Below are 23881 nucleotides of genomic sequence, written 5' to 3' on the forward strand. Positions count from 1 at the left end.
CTAGACCACCCGGCTGTTTAACCAAAGGACCTAGACCATGACCAAACCACATACCCGAGATCTATCCATCGCGACCCAGCTGGGGCGCGTGATATCCATCATGAGCGACGGCAAGGCCCGCACCCTGCGCGACATCGAGCGCGAGTGCTGGAGCCGCTACGGCCACGCCGACACCCAGGCCGCCATCAGCGCCAGACTGCGTGAAGTTTGCTGCTACGGCTGGGTGAAGCATTCCAGCAATCAGGTCATCGACGGCAAGCAGGTGTGGCATTACCGCATCGAGCTGTCTCCCACCACCGAGGCCGTAGCGGCTAAGGCGGTGGCAGCATGAGATTCACCCACGCTATCGCAACCGTTCTGGCCGCCACTGCTGCCCAATCGCCCTGGTTCAACCCGCTTGATTTCAAGCCTGGCCATGGCTTCTGCATCCCCAACCCGCGCAATGACCGGGCCGCACAGCGTCAGCGTGCCGCCTCCAAGCGCCGCAACAAAGCCAAGCGGGGGTGAGGATGGAACTTACCCTTCTGAAAATGTCCGGCGGGGTGCTCGCCCCGTCCACTCCGGCCGATGCTGAGGCCATCAAGTTGATGCCGATCGGTACCACCATTCTGGCCAAGGGCAAAGGGCGCCGCAATCTGGCGTTTCATCGCCGTTTCTTCGCTCTGCTCAACCTGACGTTCGATTACTGGGAGCCAACTGGCGGCATGGTCTCGCCAGCAGAGCAGGGGATCCTGTCCCGGTTCGTTCGCTACCTCGCCCAGTTCGGCGCCGGCAGCGTGTTGGACAAGGCCAAGGATGAGTTTATCGACCAGCTGGCCAGCAGTCGTGTTGAACGCCATGGCCCCCAGGCTGAGAAGTCGTTTGAGGTGATGCGCAAGTGGCTCACCGTCGAGGCCGGTTATTACACCGTGGTGATGCTGCCGGATGGCGGCATGCGCAAAGAGGCCAAGAGCGTCAGCTTCGCCAAGATGGAGCAGACTGAGTTCTCCGACCTGTACCGGGCTGTGTTCGGGGTCTGCTGGCGCTATGTGCTGAGCAAGCAGTTTGCCACCGAGGAGGAGGCTGAGAACGCCTGCGCCCAGCTGATGGGGTTTGCCGGATGAGATTCGAGACCAGCCCAATCCGCTCCAGCGACCTGCGCGATGGCGCTCGCGGCCAGCTCTGCAAGATCCAGCTTGCTGGGGTCTGCATCGGTGGCACCGAAACCACCGTGCTGGCTCACCTGCCAAGCGCCCCGCATGGGATGGCGCTCAAGGGGGATGATTTGGTGGCGGTTGAGGCGTGCTGCGCTTGCCATGACGCCATTGATGGCCGTATTGCCTACGACTGGCAGCCCGGGGAGCGTGAAGAGGTTACCTATAGCGCCCTGACCCGTCAGCTGCACAGCTGGGTGGTGCGGGGGCTTGTCAGTGTGAAGGGGGCGGCATGATCCACCTCTCTGCTATCGATGCCAGCCGCCTGCTCGGCAACAATCCGAAAGCCAAGGCCGTGGTGAACAAGGTCAAGAAGGCGCAGCAGGTGGACACCCTGCACAGCAAGGTGCTGGCCCAGCTGGTCGGCTTCCCTGACCCAGCCACCGAGCTGTTGTTTCACCCCAAGCACAAATGGCGCTTCGACTACGCCTGGGAGGAGCAGAAGCTCGCCCTTGAGGTCCACGGCGGGATCCACTCCGGTGGCCGGCATACCCGGGGGAAGGGGTTCGTAGAGGACCGGGCCAAGATGAACGAGGCCTCCCTGCTCGGGTGGACGGTCATTGAGGCCACCCCAGAACACATCAAGTCCGGCCAGCTTCGTGCCTGGCTGCTCTCCGCTTTCAATCAGGACCCAGACCAGAGGACCAATCCATGACCCATGCTATCGAAATGGCTCTGCGCCTATTCTCGCCGAAGGGGGCGCTCCATGAGCCCACCGCCGGCAGGCAGTTCAATGCTCTGGGCCGGGACGAGTTTATCGGCGCCCTGCAGGTTGCTGCAAAGAACAACCCCCAGGGGCTCCAGTTCCTGATGGCAGACCACCTGGGGGATGAACAAGCCCTTGCGTCGCTGCTGACGCACTTCAGCGCCACGCTGGACAGTGACGAGGCCGGTGGTATGGCCATGGCAATCCTGCTGCGCCGCCCGCTGCCTGAGCAGCTGGATCACCTGGTACTTTGCCACCCTCACTATGACAAGGAGCGCCGCCGGGCCGCCGTGGTGATGGAGAAGGCCAAGCGCGCCCACCGGTCCGGCAATGATCACGAGTACCAGCGCCTTCTGGCTGAGCGGAACGAGATCCTGTCCCTGGCCAATGACCACTGTGTCGCCGAGATGATGCAGTCAGGGCGCTGCCCGCACTGCAATGGTACCGGGATCCGCCCGCGCAAGGGTGACGGCTGCCCGAAGTGCCACGGCACCGGCCGGGTCGTGCCACACGTAGAGTTGGTGTCGCGCCGGTTCGGGCAGGAGATGAGGCAGGCCGTAGAGCGTGCTGTTGATGAGGTGATCCACCAGGCGTCAGATCTGGCCAAAGTCATGGGCCGACAAGTGAGGGAGATGCGGGCGGATTAGGCGCGGAGCGTTCGCCGCCGAGCAGGCGCAACCCCATGAATAGACGCAGTGATTGAATCTACCCCTCCCCGGCGTTAGTATTGCTCAAAGATGGCCAGAGTCCCCGTGACCCTGGCCTTTTTCATTTCTGGCCCGCCTCGTGCGGGCTTTGTCGTTTCTGGAGGGGCGATGACGCCTGACAAGGATCCACAGAACTACAGCGTGCTCGCCTATCTGGCATTCGGCGGGCTGAGCGTATGGGGGGGGCTTGTGACCTACATACAGACGGTGAAACGCGAGGGAAGGAGATTCCGATGGGCTGAGGCGCTGCTCCAGGTGGTGGTGTCAGGGTTCGCCGGGATGTTGACCATGCTGCTGAGCTGGTACATCGCAGCCCCACTCCCGTTGTGCGGCTTCATGGCTGGCCTGGCTGGTCTGATGGGGTCTAGGGCTCTGGAGCTTTACGAGCGTCGGGCTACTGGCTGGATGAATGGGGGGAAGGGGTAATGAGTATTCGCCTGCAGGTTATTGATGAGGTGATCCAGCGTGAGGGGGGTGACAAGTTCACTGATCGCGCAGAGGACCGCGGCGGCCCGACTCGCTGGGGGGTGACTCAAGCCACCGCTCGCCAGTTCGGCTACACCGGCCATATGCGCGACTATCCAAAGGCTGAGGCGGTAAAGGTCTACACCTCTTATTGGAACCAGATGAGCCTCTCATCCATTGAGGTGATTGATGCCGATCTGGCCACCTACCTGTTTGACTATGGGGTCAACTCCGGTCCAGGTCGGGCAGCAAAAGACCTTCAGCGCCTGCTGAATGTGTTGAACGACAGGCAAAGGCTCTATCCGGACGTGAAAGCAGACGGGGCCATAGGGCCTCGTTCTCTTTCTGCGCTGGAGGGGTACATCAAGGCGCGCGGTACCGGTGGCAAGCGGCTGCTGGCCGAGGCTGTGAACTCCCTTCGAATTGCCCACTGCATCACACTGGCTGAGCGCCAGGAGTCGCAGGAGGCCAATGCCTACGGCTGGCTGAGCCGGGTTTGTAACCTGTGAGGTAGATATGGAGCACATCGTTGAGGTGGTCATCAACTGGATTGTCATCCTGATGGCTGTAGTGGGCGGCGCGTCCATGGTGGTGCAGGGGCTGGCCAAGATCGCGGCCGTCACCCCGTCCACCCGGGACGATGAGGTGATCGGGAAGGTGCAGGCCTTCTTGGTTGGCCTGACCAAGGTGCTGGACAAGCTGGCTATGAACCTGCCGGCTGAGAAAGCCAGGAAGCAATAACATGAACAGCTTGCTCCAACTGCTCGACATTCTAACGGCCCTTCTGGGCCGTTGGCTTAAGCGGGAGAGGGCAAGGGAGGTGCAGGAAAGCCATGACAAGAATCATGCGGACCCACAGGGGCGTTTTGCTGAGCGTTTCGGTGCTGCTTCTGGTCAGTTGCCAGACAGCTCCAAGCCAAACAGCGAACTGCCCGCCACCCACACCCAGGCTGACATGGAACCCCGCCGCTAATGGCGGGGTTTGTCTTTCTGGGGAATCCACAGCCGACCTACTGGACTATCTCGATGCACTGGAGCGATGCGGTGGTTAATGGCATTACCGTGACCGGGGTTGTTACTCAGGTGAGGGAGTATGACGGGAGTCAGGCCCTGGTCACCCTGAATACTGGCGTCTCCGTCGTAGTACCGGCTACCCATGAGCCTGTACCTGGTGATGCCATCGTCGAAGGCGAGCTATCCATCTAAATGGCAAAGACCGACTGGGCACAGCTCAATGCAGAGTTCCTGCAGGAGCATGAAGCGACCGGCATCAGTGCGAAAGACTGGTGCGACAGCCGCGGCCTGAACTACAACTCGGCTCGTCGCTATTTGAAATCTCGGGGGCAATCCCCTGCGCAACCTGATAAATCTCGCGTAGCTGCGCAATCTGCGCATTCCGAAGTGCGCAAAACTGCGCAATCTGCGCAAAGTGCGCAAGCCAAGGGGAATGAGGCCAAGGCCAAAGGGGGAGAGGGAAGAGAGGAAAAGTCATCCTCATCCACACAGATCCCTGACGACTCAGGCCAAGCGCCGAAAAACAACATGGGGAGCGGCAGGGATGGCAGCGGCCGCTTTACCGAGGGACACAAGGAGTCGGTAGGTAATTCTGGCAACCCGAACCCGCCCGCCAACATCAAGCCGGGCATGCAGATAGCCAAGACCCACGGCGGTTACGCCCAGTTCCTCGATGCCGAGGAGCTGTTCGACCAAGCTCGCGAGCTGCAACTGCGCGACGAGCTGGACTTCACCCGGGCTCGCGTCATTTCCGTCACCAAGCTGCTCAAGGGTCTGCAGCAGGACCTGGTTAACGCCAGCGAGATGACCGACCGGATCGCACTCTACGACAAGATCCTGAAAGCCGAGCAGGCCCTCGACCGCAACATCCAGCGGATTGAGTCCATCGAGCGGACCCTGAGCGCCCTTCGCATCGACGAGGTGAGCGTGCCGAAAATTGAGGAAGATACTCGGCGCATCCGGGCTGCGGCCCGCAAGCTGACCGCCGAAGCAGATCGGCTTGAGAAGGATGGCGGCAGTGAGGCAACGCCCGTCAGCGAGATGGTCACCGAGCTGCAGGGGATGGGGACTGGCGGGCTGATGTCGTGATAAAATGCGAGCCAGAGTTCACCCCCCCATGCAGGAGCCAGCCATGAAACAAAGAGAGCGTCAGGCCGCACAACGGATTTTGGCTATTGAGGCGATCGCCAAACTTCGCTCGGTGTCAGAGCTGTTTGGCGTAGAAGATGTGGGGCTTGACGATGAACGTGCAACGGCTGACTTCAAGCGTTGGGATGAAAAGATCACAGAGCTTGAGCGGTGGATAAAAGATGAAAGCCCGATCGCCTGAGCCAACTTCCGCATGGCAAGAACGAAAGTAGCCACAGCTTCAACAACACCAACCCGCTTCGGCGGGTTTTTTATTGCCCAGAGATCACCCATGACCGAATTCGATACCTCCGCCATGACTGAGCAGGAGCAGATGGCCTACATCCGCTCGAAGCTCGGCGATAAGTGGTGGCGGATGAACAACCTCTACATGATCGAGAACGAGCAGGGCCAACTGGTGCGCTTCCGGCTGCGCCCGGCGCAGGAGCTGCTGTTCCGGACCATGTGGTACCTGAACATCATCCTCAAGGCGCGTCAGCTCGGATTCTCCACGGCTATCGACATCTATCTGCTCGACGAGGCGCTGTTCAACAAGAACCTCAAGTGCGGGATCATTGCCCAGGACCTGACGGCTGCTGGCGAGATCTACCGCACCAAGATTGAAGTGCCGTTCGATAACCTGCCTGGCTGGCTCAAGGCCCAGTTCAAGGTTGTGACCCGGCGCGGCGGGGCGAATGGCGGGCACATTCTGTTCCGGCACGGCTCCAGTATCCAGGTGGCCACCTCGTTCCGCTCCGGCACCGTCCAGCGCCTGCATGTATCCGAGCACGGAAAGATCTGCGCCAAATACCCGGAGAAGGCCAAGGAGGTGCGAACCGGTACCCTCAACGCAATCCACCCAGGCGCTATTGCCTTCATCGAGAGCACGGCGGAAGGGGTAGGCGGCGACTTCCACACCATGAGCATGAAGTCGCTGGAGCTGTCTCGCTCAACCGGCGAGCTGACCCAGCTGGATTGGAAGTTCCACTTCTTCGCTTGGTGGCAGGATCCGAAGTATCGCGCCGACGTCCCCGCTTCCGGTGTGGTGATGAGCAAGGCACAAGCGGAATACTTCGCCGCGGTGGAGAAGGCAATGAGCTGCACCATCAGCGACGAGCAGCGCCAGTGGTACGTGCTGAAAGAGGGCACGCAGCGTGGGGAGATGAAGCAGGAGTATCCCAGCACGCCGCTGGAGGCGTTCCTCACCTCCGGGCGCCGGGTGTTCGACCCCATCGCCACGATGGAGGCAGAGGGCGATTGCATGGCCCCGCTCATCGTCTATGACATCGACCCGGTCACCGGCAGGCGCGAGAAGGCTCGCAAACCGGAGAAGCTGGACGAGCAGGGGCAGCGTTCGCTCGAGAACATGCTGCTGGTCTGGGAGCTGCCAGACCCCGACGAGGATTACGCCATCGGCGCCGATGTGGCGGAAGGACTGGAGCACGGCGACCGCTCAAGCCTCGACGTGACAGCCAAGAGTGACGGCCGGCAGGTGGCACACTGGTTCGGGCATCTGGATCCCGGGCTGTTTGCCCAACTACTGGCCCACGTCGGCCGCTTCTATGGCACCGCAGAGCATGGCCCGGCCTACATCGGCCCAGAGCGCAACAACCACGGTCATGCCGTGCTGCTCAAGCTCCGCGAGATCTACCCGACCCGGCGAATCTACACCCAGGAGCACATCGACCGGGACCGCGACGACGAGACCCCGCGCCTCGGCTGGCTCACCACTCGGCAGTCCAAGCCGATCCTGGTTGATGGCCTCAAGGCCCTGCTGCGTGCCGGGCAGTCCGGGATCCGCTGGATCGGTACCATTTCCGAAGCCACCACCTACGTCTACGACAAGAGCGGCAGCATGAACGCCCAGGACGGCTGCTACGACGACCAGCTCATGAGCTACATGATTGCCCAAGAGATGCGTGCCCGGATGCCGGCCCGCATCGTCAAACCTGAATCCTCCCGCAAACCCAAGCACTGGATGGCCAACTGATGATCAACGCCCAACCCAAGGCCCCTGAAAAAGGCGGCCTCGATACCCCGCGCCTGCTCAAACTGATGAGCGATATCAATGGCCAGCCGGACTGGCGCTCTATCGCCAATCGGGCGTGCGCCTACTACGACGGCGATCAACTGCCGCCCGAGGTGGTGAGTGTGCTCAAGGCTCGGGGCCAGCCCATCACCATTCACAACCTGATCGCGCCGACCATTGACGGCGTGCTGGGGATGGAAGCCAAGAGCCGCACCGATCTGATGGTGATCGCCGATGACCACGACGACGAGCTGGAGCAACTGGCCGAGGCCGTCAACGCTGAATACGCCGATATGTGCCGCCTTGGCGGACTAGACCGCGCCCGGGGCGAGGCCTACGGCGGCCAAATCAAGACCGGCCTGGGCTGGGTTGAGGTGTGTCGCCGCGATGACCCGTTCGGTCCTCGTTACAAGTTCAGCAATGTCCACCGCGACGAGGTTTATTGGGACTGGCACAGCCGGGAACCTGACCTGAGCGACTGTCGCTGGCTGATGCGCCGCCGCTGGGTCGATCTGGATGAGGCCAAGACCATGTTCCCGAGCAAGGCACAGGCGCTGGAGTGGGGCGTCAACGACTGGGAGGGGGTCGTGAGCCTGACCTCCATCGAGGGGCTGGACCCCAATCTGGTCAGCGCCTATGACGAGTGGAGCCAATTCAGCGGCAAGGAGATCGAGTGGTGCAGCAGGGAGCGAGACCGGGTGCTGCTGCAGGTGGTCTACTACCGCACCTACACCATGCGTCAGGTGCTGATGCTGGACTCCGGTCGGGCACTGGAGTACGACAAGACCAATCAACTGCACCTGGCTGCTGTGGCCATGGGGCGCGCCAAGCTGGAGCGCTGCCCGGTGGCCGTGATCCGGGAATCCTGGTTCGTCGGCCCTCATCATCTGGTTGATCGACCCTGCTCTGCTCCCCACAACATGTACCCGCTGGTGCCGTTCTGGGGGTATCGCAAAGACCGCACCGGCGAACCCTATGGGCTGATTGCTCGAGCCATGCCGGCGCAGGACGAGGTGAACCTGCGGCGTATCAAGCTCACCTTCCTGCTGCAGGCCAAGCGCGTCATCATGGACAAGGACGCCACCAACATGAGCCGGGATCAGGTGCTGGAGCAGGTAGAGCGCCCGGATGGCTATATCGAGCTCAACCCTGACCGCGCCAACAAGACCAGCGTGAGCGACGCCTTCAAGGTGGAGCAGGATTTCAACGTGGCGGCCCAGCAGTTTCAGGTGATGCAGGACTCGGTGAAGCTGATCCAGGACACCATGGGGGTGTATGCCGCCTTCTTGGGGCAGGGCTCGACCGGACAATCTGGTGTGGCCATCAGCAACCTGGTGGAGCAGGGGGCAACCACGCTTTCCGAGATCAACGACAACTACCGGATGGGCTGCCAGCAAGTGGGGCAGTTGGCACTGGCATACCTGCTGGAAGACATGGCCAGCAAGCGCAACTACAAGGTGACAGTGAACCGGGATGACCCGCGCCGCCGCAAGGCTGTGGTGATTAACGTGGAGCAGGAGGATGGCAAACTCACCAATGATGTGACCCGGCTGCGGGCACATATCGCACTGGCGCCGATCCAGCAAACAGCCGCCTACAAGCAACAACTGGCCGAGCGGATGACCCAGGCTATGTCCCAACTTCCGCCCGCGGCGGCAGGTGCTTGCTTTGACCTGCTGGTCGAGCTGATGGATGTACCGCGCAAGGCAGAGTTCGTGGAGCGGATCCGCAATGCCCTGAACATCCCGAAAGACCCGGACGAGATGAGCGACGAGGAACGCGCAGCCGCCGAGCAGCAAGCCCAGCAGGCCCAGATGCAGCAGGAGCTGGCCATGCGCGAGATGCAGGCCAAGCTGGCCGAGCTGGAGGGCAAAGCCGCCAAGTGGCAGGCAGAGGCTCAGCGCATCGCCAAGCTGACCGACTCTATCCGCTTCGAGGACGCCCTCAAGCAGGCCCAGACCGGCAAGACGCTGCAGGAGATGGAGCAGTTGGCAGCCCAGCAGCAGGCGATGCAGACCGAGCAGGCAGCCCTGCAGGCGCAGCTGCTGGATAGCATCCAACAGCAGATCGACGCCATCGCGCTCTGATAGTTGCTTTCCTGACCTGCCAGCGTTACGATTTCCCCAACATGGCCCAGTCTGTCGAGATTGGGCCTTTTTCATTTCCAGACCCGGCCATTGTGCCGGGTTTTTTATTTGGAGCTGGACATGACCGACAAGGTTGAGTTGAAAGGTGTACTTGAAGCAGCCCTCAGTGAAGATGGTGGCATTATCCTCATCCGTAACGCGATGGCCGAGTTCCAGTCGCACAAGAAGGTTCATGCGGCAGTAATCTCCGAGATTCATCCGTGTGATGATCATGGCAGCCTCATGATCGACATCTCCAGCCCCCTCAATGCCGATATCACCATTCCCTACATGGTTACCCCTGACATGGTTGCCCGCTTTACCCCCAGCATTGGTGACTACATCGTGCTCTATGAGAACGACTATGTGTCATTCAGTCCGAAAGATGTGTTTGAGGGTGGATACCTCATGATCGAAGAACCGGCCGTGTGCGCCAGTGAAGAAGATGCCGAGATGGAGCGCGAGATCCAGACTCTCGGACTGACCGCGCCGCGCGTCACCCCTGACCAGATTGACGCTCTGATGAGTGGCGTTCGCTATGAGGTGCAGGTTGTCACCGGCACCACCACCACGCTGGCCACCGCCATTGCTGCCAACGGCTTCACCCTTGCCATCGGCATGACCGCCTGTGCGGACCCGGCCAACTTCAACGCCGAGTTTGGCGCCAAGTACGCCATCAAGGATGCCGAAGCCAAGGCCCGCCAAGAGCTGTGGAAGCTGGAAGGCTGGCGGCTCAAGTGCCATTTAGCGAATCTTTAGCGATAGACGGCAACCCTTGCCCGCCTTGTGCGGGCTTTTTTGTGCCCAGCCCCAGCCGGGGAGCGCTTTCACCGAGAGCCTTCCCCCGCTTGGGCAGCGATACCACCCACTGAAAACCCACGAGGACAACCATGGATAAGAACATCGACAACCTGACCGGCACTGAGAGCCTGGACGAACTGGAAGCCATGCTGGAAGCGATCGAGCGTGAGCCCGATGGCGAGCTGGATGATGGCACTGGCACCGAGCAAACGGACGTACAACCCGCGCCGTCGGCGGGCGAGGTGGCAGCCGGTAACGAACAGGGCAGCACCGAGCAGGGCGGTGAAGGGGCCGCGGAGCCTGAGAAGGTGATACTGGCCAAGAGCGGTCAACACACCATCCCGTATGAAGTGCTGGAGCAGGCGCGCAATGAAGCCAAGCAACTGCGTGAGCAACTGGCTCAGTCGCAGCAGGCCCAAGCCGAGCGGGACAAGCTGCAGGCGCTGATGGAGAAGCACGGGATCAACCCCGATGTTGACCCTGACGACATCAGCCAAGAGGAGCTGGCACAACTGGCACAGGACTACCCGGATCTGGGCAAGTCCATCGCAGCCATTGCCAGCAAGCTCCAAAGGCTGGAGCAGCAGGCTGCACCGCGGCAGGTTCACCTCGCCATTAATCCGGTTCAGGCCGCACTGCAGGCGGTACCTGACCTGATGAACTGGCGGGAGAAGGACCAGGACCGCTTCGACTTCGCCATCATCGTCGATGAAAAGCTCCAGGCTGATCCCGCGTGGCAAGGCAAGTCGCTGGATGAGCGATTCGCAGAGGCGGCACGCCGCACCAAGCTGGCCTTTGGTGACGAGGTTACCCCTCCCACCAAGGCACCCGGCAAGGAGGCGGATAAGCCTGCCGATTTCATCCCGTCCAGCCCTTCGGCACTCGGCCAGACCCATCATGCCGCCCCCACTGGAGTGGAGCGCTTTGGCGCCATGTCTCAGACCGAGCTTATCGGCGAGATGGGCGCCATGACGGACGCCCAGATGGAGGCGCTGCTGGAGCAGGCCGGGTTCTAACCCACCCCCCATTTCAATAAGCCAACCCCGACCACTGTGTCGGGGTTTTTGTTTTCATGTAGGAGAGGACCATGACCCAAGTCACCTCGGCGCAAGCCAACAAGATTTTGCAGGCCGCACTGTTTACGGCGGCCAACCGTTCCCACTCGCTGGTGAACATGCTGACCGAAGAGGCCCCCAAGGGCGCCAAGGTCAACGGCGGCAAGCAGACCAGTGCAGGTGCGCCGGTAGTTCGCATCACCGACCTGACCAAGCAGCGCGGCGATTCCGTGGATATGCAGCTGTTCCATCAGCTCTCCGGTCGCCCGAGCATGGGCGATCAGAAGCTGGATGGCCGCCTGGAGTCCCTGTCCTTTGCTGACTTCGCGCTCAAAATCAACCAGACCCGTCACGGCGTGGATGCTGGCGGCAAGATGAGCCAGCAGCGCACCAAGCACGACCTGATCAAGACCGCCCGCACGCTGCTTGCTGATGGTTACTACGGCCGACTGGTTGATCAGCGCGGCTTTGCCCAGCTGGCCGGCGCCCGCGGCGACTACTACGCGACCGATATCATCCTGCCGCTGGCGGATGACCCGGAATTTGCCGATATCATGATCAACCCGCTGACTGCGCCCACCTACGAGCGCCACTTCTTCGGTGGTGATGCGACCAGCTTCGAAGCTATCGACGCGGCTGACCGCTTCAATCTGGGCTGCGTGGACAACATGTCGCTGTTCCTGTCCGAGATGGCCAACCCCATCCAGCCGATCCGCATGGTGGCGGATCCGTCCGGTGGCGAGCCGCTCTACGTGCTCTATGTCACCCCGCGCCAGTGGCACGACTTCTACACCTCAACCTCCGGCAAGGACTGGCAGGCGATGCTGTCGGCCTCAATTGAGCGCAGCAAGGGATGGAACCACCCCATCTTCCGCGGTGAAGGTGCGATGTGGCGCGGCATCCTGGTCAAGCCCTACAAGGGCATGCCGATCCGCTTCAACCAGGGCAGCACCGTCAAGGTGTGCGCCGCCAACTCCGCGACCGGCGTGGAAGTGGACAAGGTAGCAGGCACCACCATCGACCGCGCCGTGCTGCTGGGTGGTCAGGCGCTTGCCAATGCCTTTGGCTCTGGCGAGAAGGGCGGCTCTTTCGGCATGCACGAAGAGAAGACCGACCACGACAACAGCACCGAGATCTCCATCAGCTGGGTGTCCGGTCTGCAGAAGATCCGCTTCAAGCAGCGCAACGGCAACATTCAGGACCATGGCTGCATGGTGCTGGATACCGCGGTGAGCGCCATCGCCCGCTAAGCCGCTGACCCATGGGGCTTCACGGCCCCATCACATCACTATCTGACCAGACAAGGAGCCATATCATGGCCAAAACTACCCTGATCGCCCGAGCTTACCGCTGGTTTGTTGGTTCGTTCGGCAACCTCTCTATCTCCCCGACCCTGGTGGCCAAGCTGACGGCTGTGCCGTCTGGCGATGTTGTCGCATACGGTGACAAGGTGGAGCCCAACCTGAAAGTGGTGGGTGTGACGATGTTCAGCACTGCGCTGGGCGCGAGTACCACCATCACAGCCAAGATCGGCACGACCACCATCATCAACGCCGAGAGTACGGTGGGGGCGGTGGCAAAGTATTACCCGGTCGATGACTTGCTGACCGAGCCTGACCAGGAGCTCACCCTCACGGTTGGCGGCGGCGCTGCGACGGGCACGGTCAAGCTCAAACTGCATTACGAGGTAGTCGGCAACCTGTAAGGCTGCCGATCACTGTCCGCCCGGCCCTGTGCCGGGCTTTTTCGTTTCTGAATAGGAGTCATCGCCATGAACGACAAGATTGCCGTGGTTTACATCGGCGACAAGCCGAGCAAGAAGGATACCGTCACCGGCAGCCGCCTGGTGTTCCCGCGCCATACCGCGGTGGATGTGGAGAGTCACATCGCCATGCAACTGCTGGAGTTCCCGAGCGTCTGGATCCGCCATGAGGCACTGGCAGGCGAACTGGAGCGGCAGGAGGTCACTGCCCAGGCTGCTGCCGACGAGCAGGCGCGCCTCGCCGCTGAAGCTGCCCGCCTGGCGGAAGAGCAGAGCATGGTGGTCGGTGAGCGTGACCTGGCCAAGATGACCTCTGCCCAACTGGCCACCTTGGTGGAGGGGGAAGACCTGGATATCGAACCGCAGGGCCCGCAAGAGAAGGTTCCCGAATACCGGGTGCGCGTGCGTGACGCCCTGAAGGCCAAGCTGGCAGAGCAGGGGGAATAGCATGCAGATGGTGTCGCGTGAGCAGTTCCTGCCCACCGTCAGGCTGCACATCACCGGCCCGCTCGAAGTCATGCTGGGTGAGGCCGTCACAGAGGCGGCCATCACGTTCTGCCGGGAGTCGGCCTTGCTGACCCTTGACCGACTACTGCCCAGCGCGTCAGCCGGCAGCCTGGTGGAGGTCTGCAACATCAGCGGGATGACATCGTGCAATGTGCTGCACCTGACCGGTGAAGGGGGCGCGCCATTTGTCAGCGGGCGAGACTTCTTCGCCATGTCGGCCAATGAGCTGAGCATCCTGACGGATCTCGGCGATGCGCGGATCTGGTATGTGGCTGCCCCGGTCAAGAACGCCACCGAGCTCCCAGCCCAGCTCTACCACGATCACGCCGATGCCATTGCCCATGGCGTCGCAGCCTTGCTCTATGCCCAGCCAGACCGCCCCTGGTCTGACCCTAAGCGAGCAGGATACCACCGGGCTGAGTTTGTCGAAGGTTGGCGTCGCGCTGGCCGGTTCCGCAAAGAGCACAGCGCCCCGACCCAGGTCGAATTCCACAACCCGCCCCGCAAACACTCTTTTTTCTAAAGGACTCCACACATGGCAACCGTTACCGTTGACTCGATCCTGAAGCGGGTAAATACCCTGCTCAATGATCGCACCTGGGTTCGCTGGCCCAAGCAGGAGCTGTTGGACTACTACAACGATGCCGCAAAGGCGATCGTGTTGATGCGTCCTGACGCCCACACCAAGAACGTTCAGTTCAACTGCGCCGCTGGTACCAAGCAGACTTTGCCTGCAGATGCCCTGCGGCTGATCGAGGTGCTGCGCAATGCTGACGGCAAAGTGATTCGCTTCGTGCCGCGGCGCGCCCTCGATGACAGTTACCCTGACTGGCATGCAGGCAAGGATGGCACCAGTGTGGCCGCCTACACCTATGACGATCGGGACCCCAAGAACTTCTATCTCTACCCAGGCCCCGCCGCCGCGGTGAAAGTGGATGTCATCTACTCCGTGGCGCCGCAATCCAAGGTGCTGACGGATGTGGAAAACGTGGGCACGCCGGCGCTGGCCGATCTGGATGACATCTACATCAACCCGCTTATCGACTTCATCATGTACCGGGCCTTCTCGAAGGATTCCGAATACAGCGCCAACTCCAATCGGGCTGTCGGCCACTACAACGCCTACCTGCAGCAGCTGGGTGAAAAGACCCAGGTTGATACCAATATGGAGCAGCGCAAGACCGAAGGCTTCTCCCGCGTGACCGGGCAGTAAGGGGGCAACATGGCTGGAGTGTGGAAGCGTGACGGTACGGTGGCCGTCACCAATGGCAACAAGAAGGTGACCGGTACCGGGACCACCTTCGCAGACACCAAGAACGGGGTGGCCAAGGGCCACCTTTTTTGTATCACCAGTGGCACCTCGGTGGATTTCTACGAGGTGGACTACGTGGTGTCCAACACGGAGCTGTATCTGGTGCAGTCATACCGTGGCACCACTGCCACGGGCAAAGCCTACGAGGTCATTACAACCTTTTCGGATTCCGTGCCGGAGTTCGCCCGTCGCCTTACGGCTACCCTGAGTGCCTATCAGCAGCAAAGTGATGCCTTCCAGGCGCTGCTGACGAGCACTGCCACCACTATCGAGGTGACCGCGCCGGATGGCACCAAGCAAACACTGATCCCGTGGAAGCGTGTGACCAGCGAGGGCGAGGGGCAGACGGCCCGCGCCAAGGTCGAAGCCGACCGGGCAAAGACCGAAGCGGATCGCGCCGCTGCGGCCGCCAATGCCACGGCCGAAGCCGGGACCGGCTCGCTGATGCGCGTGGGCGGCGCCACCATCCTCGATGCGGAGCGCTACGCCCTGGAGCGGGCAACCGGCGGCCGCCAGACCATCATTCGCGACAGCGCTGGCAACGCCAATGCTATGTTCGTGCTGCCGCGCTTCAGCTACGCCGACCTGGGCATGACTGCCGATATGGGCACTGGCGATGTGACGGCGTTCGATTTTGGCAGCGGCAGCATCAAGAGCGAGATATTCATCGGCGCCTATCTTGCGTCCGGCTCCGGCTCTGTCAGCGCGCCGCGGCAAGACCCGCGAGCATCACTAGATCATACCGCAGCCCGCGCCGCTTGTGCAGCGAAGGGGGCGGGGTGGCACTTGATGACCGCTCACGAGTGGGCGGCCATTGCACTCTGGTGCATGGCCAACGGCTACGAGCCAATCGGAAACACCAACTGGGGTCGCAGCCACGCCAAAACCTGGATGGTAGGCGACCGGGCCGACAATAGAGCGCCGGGTGATACAGCCGGCACGGGGCGAACCCAGACCGGCTCGATGGGGTCCGAGGCGACGCATACTCGCACGCTGGGCGGGATTGCGGATCTGGTCGGCAACGTCTGGGAGTGGCAGGACGGATTTCTGCTGCAAGACGGCCGCTTCAAGCTGTCTGCCTTTAACGCCCAGGCAGAGGCCGCCTGGGCCTTTGCCGATGCCTACCTCGATGCCTCATCCCCCACGGGGGGTAGCCCAATCCTCTCCAATGCCATCACCAATCGGCTCGGCGCCATCGGCGATAATGCCAACGCGGGCAACTCCGCAAACAGCGACTGGCGGATCATGGCCAAGGCGGGGGGCTATGTGTCCAATCAGGCGATGAAGCGGCTGCTGCTGGAGCCAGCCAATGCATTGCCACAGGGCCGCATTTATATGCGTAACTTCGGCGAGCGACTCCCGTATCGTGGCGGCGATTGGAACAACGGGGCCCTCGCTGGCCTGGCTGCGCTCTTTCTGGACTCTTCGCGCGCGTACGCGAGCACGAGCTTTGGGTTTCGCCCCGCCTTTGCCTGAGCCTTGCGCCTTGGGTTTTGTTGGCGCCACGGTAGTGGCGCTTAATCGGTTGATGCCTGTTTAACATTTCGAGAGGGTAAATAGATGAGCTACTTATATGACGGCGAAACGCACGACAACTACGATCCGGCCTTTATGGCGGAGCTGGGCATGAGTGAGGAGGTCATAGCCTCCGTGCTCGCCCAGAACAACTATGAGCTGACAGAAGGGCAACTGGCGCGTCGCCAGCGCGCCTACGTGGCGGAGTCCGACCCCTTGTTCCTGGAGTGGCAGTACGACAAAACGCCGGAGGCCGAGCAGGCATGGCGCGACAAGGTGGCGGAGATCAAGCTGCGCTACCCGGTGGCCCGTGGGGCGGAAGAGTGATCGTCCGTCTCGAGCCCATCACGGCGAGCGTGGTCGCCGTGCTGCTGCAACCAGCCAAGTGAGCCTTGCCTCCTGGCGCTGTCAGCGTTAGGATTTACCCATCATGGCCCCGCTCTCCCGAGTGGGGCTTTTTCGTTTCTGCCTCTCCGAGATCCCCATGCCCGTACTCGATATCGTCACCATGCGAGGGACTATGCCGCGCGTGGAGCCACACCTCTTGTCTGATGAAGTCGCGGTGATTGCGCGTGACTGCCATTTTGACCATGGCGTTATCTCCCCGCTGGAGGATGACGCCAGTGCTGGTGTGGAATTGCCCATCGTGCCTACCACCCTTTTTCACTATGGCCAGCACTGGTTTGCCTGGAACAAGGTGGTGGAGGCCATCCGCTCCCCGATAGCTCAGGACTCGTATGGCCGGGTTTACTACACGGATGGTGAGTATCCCAAGGTGACTCATGCCCAGATCGCCACTGGCGGCAGCAACAAGCCGACGGCATGGTATCGGCTAGGCATTCCAGCCCCAGGTGTTCCGGTCGGGATTGGCACCATCACCCCACCTGTTGGTGGTGTGGATGATGACCTGACAGATGACGAAACCCGCTTCTACGCGGATACCTTCGTTACTGCGATGGGTGAGGAGGGGCCTCCGGGCCCTGTCAGCGGAAAGGTGAATATCGGGATCCCAGGGTCATCCGTCACCTTGATGCTGAGCCCACCGACAACCCAGAACAGCAACATCACCAAGCGCCGCATCTACCGGTCTGTGTCCGGAGGGGGTATCGCCGATTACCTGTTTGTGGCCGAGCTGCCCATCGCGCAGGCGTCGTTTGTCGATTCCCTGGCGGATGGGGAGCTGGGCGCTGTGCTGGAGACCTACGACTACACCATGCCGCCGGATGGCATGCGTGGCTTGTGTCAAATGGCGAATGGCATGTGTGCGGGGTTTGCTGGCAACTCCCTCTACCTGTGCGAGCCTTACCTTCCCTACGCCTGGCCGGAGAAGTACAGGCTGACCACTGAGCACGACATTGTGGCGATCGCTGCCATCGACACCACCTTGGTGATTGGGACCAAGGGGTACCCCTATCTTGCCCAGGGTGTGAGCCCGGCATCGGTGACCACCCAGAAGCTCAGCCAACTGCCGCAGTCCTGTGTCAGTGGTCGCTCTATGGTTGCCATGGATGGGGTGGTGCTCTATGCCTCCCCGGACGGGCTGGTCGGTATCGGCGCCAACGGTGGGCTGGTGGTCACCGAGCAGGTCATCACCAGAAAGCAGTGGCGCGCCATGAAGCCCGAGACCATGCGGGCATGGCACCACGAGGGAAAATATGTGGCCATGACCGACACCCACGCATTCATCTTTGACCCGAAAAGTGGCGACTTGCGTGAGCTGACGAACCGGTGGGATGCGGCTGTCTCCGATATGGAGAGCGACTCCCTCTACGTTGCCAAGGGCCGAAGCTTGCAGATTTGGCGGGGCGGGAGCGCCAGCAATGGCCAATTCATCTGGCGGTCCAAGCCATTTATGGAGCCAGAGGGTTCGTCTTTCAGCTGCTGCCGGGTGTTGGCTCAGGATGTTGGCCTGGTCGGGATCAAGTTGTTCGTTGACGGGGAGCAGGTGATGGAGTTGTCCCCTGGCAACCTGGTGCCAGGGGCGTTCAGGTTGCCGCCAGTGCGGGGCCGGTTCTGGCAGATAGAGGTCTTTGGCACCTCGGTGGTGAGCCGCATCACTCTGGCGAGCAGCATGGCGGAGATGGTGAACTGATGGCCAAGAAACCCGCTTATCGCGCCGGCCGTGACCAGGCCGCAACAGCCGAGAACGTGGAGCTGCTCACCGGGCAGCGTGGCGATCGCCTTGATAAGGCAGTCACGTTCCGGGAGCTGGAGGCATTGGGGCTGTCTACGCTGCACCCTGGTGCTGGCGGCGTTTATGTCCCGGGCAAGAACCCAGAACTTTTCCCTCCGGGCCAGATGGAGTTTCCTCATGCCCCGGTCAACGTGATCGCCAATGGCGCGTTTCACACGGTCTTGGTGGAGTGGGATCAGCCGCGGTACCGGGGGCATGCTCACGCCGAGATCTGGCGAGCGGAGAGCAATAACCAGTCCGATGCCACCCTGGTGGGAACTTCGTCCGCAAACCTCTTCTCTGACGCCATAGGCAAGGGCGCCACATTTTACTACTGGGTTCGCTTTGTCAACGGCAAGGATGATAGGGGGCCCTTCCAGGGCATGCAGGGCATCGTGGCGGAAACCAGTCGGGATGTGCAGGACATTCTGGACGAGTTGCAGGGCAAGATTGAAAAGAGCCACCTGGTTCAGTCGTTGCTCAACACCATAGAGGATGTTCCTCAGCTCCAGTTGGATGTGTCGATCCTAAAGCCAAAGGTCGATGAAATCGAGGTTATCCGCCCGAAAGTTGACGCCATCGAGGGCAAGATCCCCAGTATTGAGCAGGACATTGCGATCCTAAAGCCAAAGGTCGATGAAATCGAGGTTATCCGTCCCAAGGTCGCCGCCATCGAGGGCAAGATCCCCGGCATCGAACAGGAGCTGGCCGGGCTGGATGAGCGCCAGAAGGTAGCGCAAGAGCTGCTGGATGATGCCCAGCAGCAACTGGGGATGTCGAGCATTGAGATCGGCCTAGCGCAGGATCGCTTGAATGCGAAGATCGATAAGTACAAGGGGGATTTTGACTCGTTCCGCGATGCGGTGTTTGTCGTCGATCCTGAAACCGGCAGCATCACCATGGATGCCGTCAATGCGGTGCGAGATGAGCTTCACACTTCGATTGCTGAAGTGCAGCAAGATCTTGATGCCGTAGCCGGCCAGATCACCAGCAAGGCGGATAACGTCACGGTTGATAGCCAGGGGCGGCGCATTACCGAGGCCGAGCAGCGCATCAATGGCCTTGATGCCAGCCTGAGCCAAACCGTCACCCGGGGGGAGTTCACAGGCGAACAGCAGCGGGTCACCCAGATCGGGCAAGAGCTTGATGCTACAAAAGGGGAGCTGACTCAGAAAGCGACCAAGCAGGAGGTGGATGCCCAGGGTGTGCGACTTGCCAACGCAGAAAGCAAGCTCACGGTGCACACCGATGAGCTGAGTTCACAGGCACAGCGAATCGACGGCTTGCAGGCGACCGTCAGCAGTAGCAGCGAAGAACTGGACGCCAAGATCACTGAGTTGGCTCGTGTGACGGCAGATGCCAACGGAGTGGCCGCACAACGCATCGATGGCCTGCAGGCCACCATCAGCAGCAGTGATGAAGAGCTGAACGCCAAGATCACCGAGCTGGCGCGCGTGACAGCTGACGCCGATGGCGTTGCCGCCCAGCGAGTCAGCGGACTGGAGGTGAGGGCCAGCGAGGCGGAGGGCAAGATCCTAGCGCTGGAGGAGGTTATCGAGTCGGAGGGCGGGATCACTGCTGGGCGGTTTGATGAAATTCAGGTCGAGATTGAACTGGCAAAGGATAAGGCGGAGGGGGCTGCCGATGTCGGCCAGGCTGCCATTGATGCCGCGCTGGCCGGCGATGAGCGGGATAGGGAAAATCGCAGCGCATTTGGCACCATTCGCACCCAGCAGCAGGTGATCGTGGATGAGCAGTCTGCTCAAGCCAAGCGCATCACCGATATGAACGTCAAATTTGAGGGGAGGGATGCTAACACCCAGGCACGGATCAGCGGCGTGGAGGAAGTTATTGCCAACGCCGGTAGCGCGCTGGCCCAGCGCATCGACGACCTGAGCGCCTCGACAGACACAGCCCTTGATGAGACGACCGCCACCATCAAGGCACTGGAGAAGGTATCGAGCGACGCTGACGCTGCGCTTGCACTGAGCCAGGATCAGATGCGCGTCGAGATGACCGAGGCTGATAACTCGCTGAGTGCGGATATCGCCAGTGAGTCTGAGGCCAGGCTCACCGCCGATGAGGCCATTTCGAGGCGGATGTCGGAGGTCGAGGCGCAGTTCAGCAGCGACCTCGAGGATGCGAAAGCGAGGGTTGCGGCCGAGGAGCTGGCTCGGGCAACAAAAGACGAGGCGCTTGCCCAGCAGATCAGCACTGTTGATGCGGCGTTCAAGGCTGCCGATACGGCGCTGTCTGCCTCCCTCTCCGAGTCGAGCAAGGCCCTGGCAGATGCAGACCGAGCGCTTGGTGAACGGATCAGCACCCTTGATGTGACGGTCGGAGAGAACTCGGCCAGCATCACCGAGCTCCGGCAGGCCGTGGTGAACAATGAGGAGTCGCTCAGCCAACGCCAAGACAAGATGGAGTCGGAGATCGGTATCGGTGCCATCAGCCAGGTTGAAGGTGCCTTGGCCGGGGATGAACGCGACCGGGAGAACCGGAAAGCTCGCGGCGTCATTCTCCAGCAGCAGAGCACGCTGGCGAATCAGCAGGAGGCGCAGGCCAGGACCATCGAGCAGCTGACGGCAGAGGTTGATGCCGAAACGGCAGATCTGAAGGCGCAGATCACCAATGAGCAGTTGACCAGGGCGACGGCTGATGAGGCGTTGTCACAGCGGATCAGCACTGTAGATGCGGCGTTCAAGGCCGCCGATGCGGCGCTGTCTGCCTCCCTCTCCGAGTCGAGCAAGGCCCTGGCAGATGCAGACCGAGCGCTTGGTGAACGGATCAGCACCCTTGATGTGACGGTCGGAGAGAACTCGGCCAGCATCACCGAGCTCCGGCAGGCCGTGGTGAACAATGAGGAGTCGCTGAGCCAGCGCCAGGACAAACTGGAGTCAGAGGTAGATATCGGCGCCGCCAGTCTGGTCGAAGGCGCCCTGACCGGGGATGAACGCGACCGGGAGAACCGCAAGGCTCGCGGCACCATCCTCCAGCAGCAGAGCACGTTGGCAAATCAGCAGGAGGCGCAGGCCAGGACCATCGAGCAGCTGACCGCAGAGTTTGATGCCGAAACGGCAGATCTGAAGGCGCAGATCACCAATGAGCAGTTGGTTAGGGCGACGGCTGATGAGGCGCTGTCACAGCGGATCAGTGTTGTTGATGCCGAGTTCAAGGCGGCCAATGCGGATACCAATGCTGCCGTGGCTGCTGAAGTGCGGGCGCGGAGCGATGCTGATAGCGCGCTGGCTGAACAGTTGTCCACCTTGGATGCAGAGTTCAAGGGGGCGGAGCAGGCCCTGGCGGCCAGCATCGATGAAGTGTCCCGTGTTAGCGCTGAAGCAAACCAGTCCCTTTCTGAGCAATTGAGTCAGGTGAAGGCCACAGCAGAATCGGCGGGCACCGCTGCGGCAGGAGCCCAGAGTAGTGCAAACAAGGCAAAAGAGGATGCAGCGGCTGCTGCGGGGATAGCCAAAGGAAAGGGCAAGGTGATCATTCAGCCGGTTGCCCCAGGCGCCAGCGACCAGCTTGCTCAGAACCTCTGGATTGACACCAGCAACGGCACCAACACTCCGAAGCGGTGGAGTGGGTCAGCCTGGGTTGCAGTAACAGACAAGGTCGCGATCGATGCAGCTCAAGCCGCCGCCGCAGCTCAGGCAAGCGCTGATCAAGCCGCACAGGGTGTTGCGAGAAATACTGCGGCCATCAACAACGAAGCGAAGGCGCGGGCTGACGCAGATTCGGCCATGGCCAAGCAGATCCAGCAGGTCACGGCGAACTATCAACAGGGGGATCAGCAACTCGCCGGCCAGATCACGGCGGAGTCGGTTGCCCGTGCAAATGCCGTGCAGTCGCTTGGTAGCCAGATCAATACGGTCTCGGCGGTCGCTGGCAGCAAGAACAAAACCTTTTTCCAAGCCACCGCACCAAGCACGGGCATGGGTACCGGAGATCTGTGGTTCGACACTGACAGCAACAATCGGCCATACCGATACAGCGGCACGGCCTGGATAGCCACCGACGACCCCCGGATTGCTGCCAATGCCGCCGCCGTTCAACTCCAGAGCCAAGCTATTGCCGACTTGCAAAATGGGGCCCAGGCCATGTGGACGGCCAAGGCCAGTGCTGGCCAAATCACTGCTGGTATTGGTCTGATAGCCAAATCGGACGGCACCAGCCAGGTCGTGGTGTCTGCCAGTCAGTTTTTTGTGTTCAACCCGAACAGTCCAAGCACCACCGCGCCACTGTTTGCCATCGACAATGGCCAGGCGGTCATTGCCGAGGCCATTATCCGCAAGGCCACCATCCAGATCCTGAACGCTGAGAAGATCACTGCTGATTATGTGAAGGCCGGGGTCAGCATCAGCTCACCGTTGATCAACGGAGGTCAGATCGATATGGGCAATGCCTTTATGTCTGGCGGGGCTGCTGGCTTTGGCAAGGGCGGCCCTTATGGAGGCTGGGGATGGGGTTGGTACACGATTATCTATGCGGACGGCAGCATCTATACCAACCGACTCCGTGCCGAGGGTGGTTATGTGAAAAACATGACCATGAACAACTGCACGATTGAGCAGGATTGCGTTGTGAAGGGAACTGTCTACGCAGATCGGATAGTCGGCGATGTGGCGGCGATAAAGTCGCTATACATGCAGCAACCAAGCGGCCCATTCAGCATGTTCTTTAATGTAGCCGCAGCAAATTTTACCAGGGGGGTTATTGTCACAGGCATAAACATCAAAGCGGAGGGGTATGACTATGGTGGCGGCAGCGGCCCTCCTTCAAAAGGCACCAGCACTTGTACGGCAGTGTTTTACATGAATGGAGTGGAGTTTGGTCGAGAGTCTGTGTCTGCGACAGGCGACTCAAGGAAAGACTCTGCCACGGCAAGTGCAACTGTTACGTTGCCTGCCGGGGTTCGCGGGCGGTTTCAAGTTTCGATACTTGGCAATGTGTCAGTATCACTCGTTGGTGCTGTAGCAATGGTGTTCAAACATGGTAGCGCCACTTTTGAGTAACCATACGCATCACATCAACCGTATCGCCAGCGATACCGGCAACCCAAGGCTATCCGCCGAACTGCAAGACGCCATCCGTAACCGGGTGGCGTTTTTGTTCTTGCGTGGTGATGACGGGTTTGTGCTCAAGCCACAGGCAGAAGATGGCGTGATCGGCGTCCTGGTTTGGGTGGGGTGGGGGGATGGTGGGGCACCTGAGCGGCACCTGCCGGAGGTGAAGCGACTGGCCCGCATGATAGGTGCCCGCTGGTTGCGCTTTCACTCTGCGCGCAAGGGGTGGCTCAAGGTGGCGCCAAAGATGGGGTGGGTACGTCAGCCAGACGATGCTGACGGCCTGCATGTATTTCAGATCAACCTATGAGGTGTAGGT

At 61.0% G+C, this 23881-nt stretch carries 27 protein-coding genes; all 27 read left to right on the top strand.

All coding sequences use genetic code 11. The annotated features are described in order from the left end of the window. The first annotated feature begins 37 nt into the window (after positions 1–37). Positions 38–331, top strand: a complete 294-nt coding sequence (locus PG896_RS05495; RefSeq protein ID WP_219143841.1) for a hypothetical protein — start codon at positions 38–40, stop codon at positions 329–331. Next, entirely contained in the window at positions 328–507 is a 180-nt protein-coding gene (locus tag PG896_RS05500; protein WP_270835484.1) for a hypothetical protein, read from the top strand. The genes PG896_RS05495 and PG896_RS05500 overlap by 4 nt, the downstream gene beginning before the upstream one ends. Positions 508–509: 2 nt before the next feature. Further along, positions 510–1103 (top strand): DUF1367 family protein, encoded by a 594-nt coding sequence (locus PG896_RS05505; protein ID WP_270835485.1) that lies wholly within the window; start codon positions 510–512, stop codon positions 1101–1103. Next, complete coding sequence (locus PG896_RS05510) at positions 1100–1429, top strand: nuclease domain-containing protein (RefSeq protein WP_042062766.1); 330 nt, start codon at positions 1100–1102, stop codon at positions 1427–1429. The genes PG896_RS05505 and PG896_RS05510 overlap by 4 nt, the downstream gene beginning before the upstream one ends. After that, a complete protein-coding gene (locus PG896_RS05515; protein ID WP_270835486.1) occupies positions 1426–1848 on the top strand; it encodes a hypothetical protein in 423 nt (140 codons plus the stop codon). Before PG896_RS05510 ends, PG896_RS05515 begins: the two co-directional genes overlap by 4 nt. Next, positions 1845–2546 carry a TIGR02642 family protein gene (locus tag PG896_RS05520; RefSeq protein WP_270835487.1) on the top strand — a complete coding sequence of 234 codons (702 nt, stop codon included), beginning with the start codon at positions 1845–1847 and terminating at the stop codon, positions 2544–2546. Before PG896_RS05515 ends, PG896_RS05520 begins: the two co-directional genes overlap by 4 nt. Positions 2547–2714: 168 nt before the next feature. Next, entirely contained in the window at positions 2715–3032 is a 318-nt protein-coding gene (locus PG896_RS05525; protein ID WP_270835488.1) for a phage holin family protein, read from the top strand. Continuing rightward, on the top strand, positions 3032–3580 hold the full coding sequence (locus PG896_RS05530) for a glycoside hydrolase family 108 protein (RefSeq protein WP_210538421.1): 549 nt from the start codon (positions 3032–3034) through the stop codon (positions 3578–3580). Before PG896_RS05525 ends, PG896_RS05530 begins: the two co-directional genes overlap by 1 nt. A gap of 7 nt (positions 3581–3587) precedes the next feature. Then, positions 3588–3812: a hypothetical protein gene (locus PG896_RS05535; protein WP_042880547.1), complete on the top strand. Its 225-nt coding sequence runs from the start codon at positions 3588–3590 to the stop codon at positions 3810–3812. Between the two features lies 1 nt (position 3813). Then, positions 3814–4044: a hypothetical protein gene (locus PG896_RS05540; RefSeq protein WP_096119258.1), complete on the top strand. Its 231-nt coding sequence runs from the start codon at positions 3814–3816 to the stop codon at positions 4042–4044. Between the two features lie 71 nt (positions 4045–4115). Next, positions 4116–4277 (top strand): hypothetical protein, encoded by a 162-nt coding sequence (locus PG896_RS05545; RefSeq protein WP_223945640.1) that lies wholly within the window; start codon positions 4116–4118, stop codon positions 4275–4277. A gap of 336 nt (positions 4278–4613) precedes the next feature. Further along, entirely contained in the window at positions 4614–5174 is a 561-nt protein-coding gene (locus PG896_RS05550; protein WP_246876668.1) for a hypothetical protein, read from the top strand. Positions 5175–5217: 43 nt separating this feature from the next. Then, entirely contained in the window at positions 5218–5415 is a 198-nt protein-coding gene (locus tag PG896_RS05555; protein WP_043129239.1) for a DUF6835 domain-containing protein, read from the top strand. Between the two features lie 90 nt (positions 5416–5505). Continuing rightward, positions 5506–7203, top strand: coding sequence for a terminase (locus PG896_RS05560; protein WP_270835489.1), 1698 nt, complete (start codon positions 5506–5508; stop codon positions 7201–7203). Next, on the top strand, positions 7203–9329 hold the full coding sequence (locus PG896_RS05565; protein WP_270835490.1) for a portal protein: 2127 nt from the start codon (positions 7203–7205) through the stop codon (positions 9327–9329). Before PG896_RS05560 ends, PG896_RS05565 begins: the two co-directional genes overlap by 1 nt. A 120-nt stretch (positions 9330–9449) precedes the next feature. Further along, on the top strand, positions 9450–10127 hold the full coding sequence (locus tag PG896_RS05570) for a Gp49 family protein (RefSeq protein ID WP_270835491.1): 678 nt from the start codon (positions 9450–9452) through the stop codon (positions 10125–10127). Between the two features lie 131 nt (positions 10128–10258). Next, the gene (locus PG896_RS05575) at positions 10259–11185 is read left to right on the top strand and encodes a hypothetical protein (protein ID WP_270835492.1); all 927 of its coding nucleotides are present in this window, start codon (positions 10259–10261) and stop codon (positions 11183–11185) included. Between the two features lie 71 nt (positions 11186–11256). Then, positions 11257–12474 (top strand): phage capsid family protein, encoded by a 1218-nt coding sequence (locus PG896_RS05580; RefSeq protein WP_270835493.1) that lies wholly within the window; start codon positions 11257–11259, stop codon positions 12472–12474. A 65-nt stretch (positions 12475–12539) separates the two neighbouring features. Further along, complete coding sequence (locus tag PG896_RS05585) at positions 12540–12929, top strand: hypothetical protein (RefSeq protein WP_201955778.1); 390 nt, start codon at positions 12540–12542, stop codon at positions 12927–12929. Between the two features lie 66 nt (positions 12930–12995). Continuing rightward, the gene (locus tag PG896_RS05590; RefSeq protein ID WP_270835494.1) at positions 12996–13433 is read left to right on the top strand and encodes a hypothetical protein; all 438 of its coding nucleotides are present in this window, start codon (positions 12996–12998) and stop codon (positions 13431–13433) included. A gap of 1 nt (position 13434) precedes the next feature. Then, positions 13435–14016, top strand: coding sequence for a hypothetical protein (locus PG896_RS05595; RefSeq protein WP_270835495.1), 582 nt, complete (start codon positions 13435–13437; stop codon positions 14014–14016). A gap of 12 nt (positions 14017–14028) precedes the next feature. After that, positions 14029–14706, top strand: a complete 678-nt coding sequence (locus tag PG896_RS05600) for a phage adaptor protein (protein ID WP_171269001.1) — start codon at positions 14029–14031, stop codon at positions 14704–14706. 9 nt (positions 14707–14715) lie between these two features. Continuing rightward, entirely contained in the window at positions 14716–16281 is a 1566-nt protein-coding gene (locus tag PG896_RS05605) for a hypothetical protein (protein WP_270835496.1), read from the top strand. An 84-nt stretch (positions 16282–16365) separates the two neighbouring features. Then, positions 16366–16647: a hypothetical protein gene (locus tag PG896_RS05610; protein WP_270835497.1), complete on the top strand. Its 282-nt coding sequence runs from the start codon at positions 16366–16368 to the stop codon at positions 16645–16647. Positions 16648–16864: 217 nt separating this feature from the next. Further along, complete coding sequence (locus tag PG896_RS05615) at positions 16865–18412, top strand: hypothetical protein (RefSeq protein ID WP_270835498.1); 1548 nt, start codon at positions 16865–16867, stop codon at positions 18410–18412. Beyond that, positions 18412–23511, top strand: a complete 5100-nt coding sequence (locus PG896_RS05620; RefSeq protein ID WP_270835499.1) for a phage tail tip fiber protein — start codon at positions 18412–18414, stop codon at positions 23509–23511. Before PG896_RS05615 ends, PG896_RS05620 begins: the two co-directional genes overlap by 1 nt. Next, on the top strand, positions 23504–23872 hold the full coding sequence (locus PG896_RS05625) for a hypothetical protein (RefSeq protein ID WP_270835500.1): 369 nt from the start codon (positions 23504–23506) through the stop codon (positions 23870–23872). Before PG896_RS05620 ends, PG896_RS05625 begins: the two co-directional genes overlap by 8 nt. Positions 23873–23881 lie beyond the last annotated feature (9 nt).

Origin of the sequence: Aeromonas sp. QDB30, assembly GCF_027707645.1 — a bacterium.
In the GTDB taxonomy this organism is placed as follows: domain Bacteria; phylum Pseudomonadota; class Gammaproteobacteria; order Enterobacterales; family Aeromonadaceae; genus Aeromonas; species Aeromonas caviae.